At 71.1% G+C, this 1,717-nt stretch carries 3 protein-coding genes; all 3 read right to left on the reverse strand.

The window, feature by feature from the left end; genetic code table 11:
- Positions 1 to 82: 82 nt before the first annotated feature.
- Complete coding sequence (locus KBX53_RS32080) at positions 83 to 424, reverse strand: RNA polymerase-binding protein RbpA (RefSeq protein WP_030337342.1); 342 nt, start codon at positions 422 to 424, stop codon at positions 83 to 85.
- A gap of 139 nt (positions 425 to 563) precedes the next feature.
- A complete protein-coding gene (gene secG / locus KBX53_RS32085) occupies positions 564 to 824 on the reverse strand; it encodes a preprotein translocase subunit SecG (protein ID WP_030337344.1) in 261 nt (86 codons plus the stop codon).
- A gap of 96 nt (positions 825 to 920) precedes the next feature.
- Positions 921 to 1,712 carry a triose-phosphate isomerase gene (tpiA, locus tag KBX53_RS32090; protein WP_030337346.1) on the reverse strand — a complete coding sequence of 264 codons (792 nt, stop codon included), beginning with the start codon at positions 1,710 to 1,712 and terminating at the stop codon, positions 921 to 923.
- Between the last annotated feature and the right edge of the window lie 5 nt (positions 1,713 to 1,717).

Here is a 1,717-nt window from a genome sequence, read left to right on the forward strand (position 1 = left end):
GACCGCACCCGCTGGCTGTTGGACCGGGCGGCGGCCGCCGACGTGCCCGCCCGGCTGCGCAGCCTGCGCTGAGCGCGGCCCGCTACTCGCCGCGTCGGCGCCGCAGAGCGGCGAGCGCCTCGTTCAGCAGGGCCTCGCCCTCCTCGGCGGTGCGCCGCTCCTTCACGTACGCCAGGTGGCTCTTGTACGGTTCGGCGCGGGCCCGGCCCGGCGGGTTCTGGGCGTCCGGGCCGGCGGGCAGGCCGCAGCGGGGGCAGTCCCACTGGGCCGGCGGCTCGACGTCCGCGGCGATCCGGATGTCGACCCGGTGGTCGTTACGGCACCAGTAGGTGACGTCCTGTCGGGGGGCGGGTTGGTGCCGCTCGTCCGGGCGCATGGGTGCGGACCCGACCCGGGCTCCCCGGATAACGTTGCCACTCGGCACGGCTGCTCGCTCCTGTCGTCGGAGGGGACCCGCCGTCTTCGGGGGTGGAGCGGCGGGCGACGCGGTGCAGCGGGAAAAGCCTGCGCGCGGTCCGTCGAGTGACGAACCGCGCGCAGATTGTACGACTTACTGGGCCTGCTCAGGCGCCGCTGTTCATCTGGAGGCGCAGCCAGAGCCCGAGCCCGACGATCGCGGCGAACCAGACGACGCTCACCAGCACGGTGTAGCGGTCCAGGTTCTTCTCCGCGACCGAGGAGCCCGCGAGGCTGGAGCTGACGCCACCGCCGAACATGCTCGACAGACCGCCGCCCTTGCCGCGGTGCAGCAGGATCAGCAGGGTGAGCAGAATGCTCGTGATGACCAGCAACACGATCAACGTGTATGCGAACCAGATCGGCATGGCTGGGGTCAGTTCCTCTCGTAGCGATCCTCGCCCGGTCTGATCGGGCACGGCGGCACCGACCGGCGGACGGGCGGTGTCAAGGATACCGAGCGATCAGCGAGCGAGGTGCTCCGGGAACCGGCAGATCTGAGCGAATTCCTCGGCGTCCAGGCTGGCGCCCCCCACCAGGCCCCCGTCCACGTCCGCCTGACCCATGATCGAGGCGATGTTGGACGCCTTGACCGAGCCGCCGTAGAGGACCCGGACCTGGTCGGCGGTCTCCTGGTCGAAGCGGGCCGCCAGCCGCTGACGCACCGCCCCGCAGACCTCCTGAGCGTCGTCAGGGGTCGCGGTCTTGCCGGTGCCGATCGCCCAGACCGGCTCGTACGCGACCACTACCTGCCGCACCTGCTCGGGGGTGAGCCCGGCGAGGCCCCCGTCGAGCTGGTCGGAGCAGTGCGCCACATGGGTGCCCTGCTCGCGGACGTCCAGCCCCTCCCCCACGCAGAGGATCGGCGTCAGGCCGTGCGTCAGCGCCGCCTTGACCTTGGCGTTGACCAACGCGTCGTCCTCGTGGTGGTAGGCCCGCCGCTCGGAGTGCCCCACCACGACGTACGTGCAGCCGAGCTTGGCCAGCATCGGCCCGGAGATCTCCCCGGTGTACGCGCCGGACGCGTGCGGGGAGAGGTCCTGCGCGCCGTAGCCGATCAGCAGCTTGTCGCCGTCCACCGCGGTCTGCACGGTTCGCAGGTCGGTGAAGGGCGGCAGCACGACCGTCTCGACGTCGGTGAGCTGCTTCTCGGTGAGGCTCGCCGCCAACTTCTGCACCAGCAGGTTGGCCTCGAGGTGGTTGAGGTTCATCTTCCAGTTGCCGGCCATCAACGGCCGGCGGGTGGTGCTCGACATTCAGT

This window comes from Micromonospora sp. M51 (assembly GCF_018070305.1).
In the GTDB taxonomy this organism is placed as follows: domain Bacteria; phylum Actinomycetota; class Actinomycetes; order Mycobacteriales; family Micromonosporaceae; genus Micromonospora; species Micromonospora parva.

Excerpts from the sequence above, each read along its gene's own strand:
- secG (WP_030337344.1), bottom strand. The coding sequence starts at position 824 with ATGCCGATCTGGTTCGCATACACGTTGATCGTGTTGCTGGTCATCACG.
- tpiA (WP_030337346.1), bottom strand. The coding sequence starts at position 1,712 with ATGTCGAGCACCACCCGCCGGCCGTTGATGGCCGGCAACTGGAAGATG.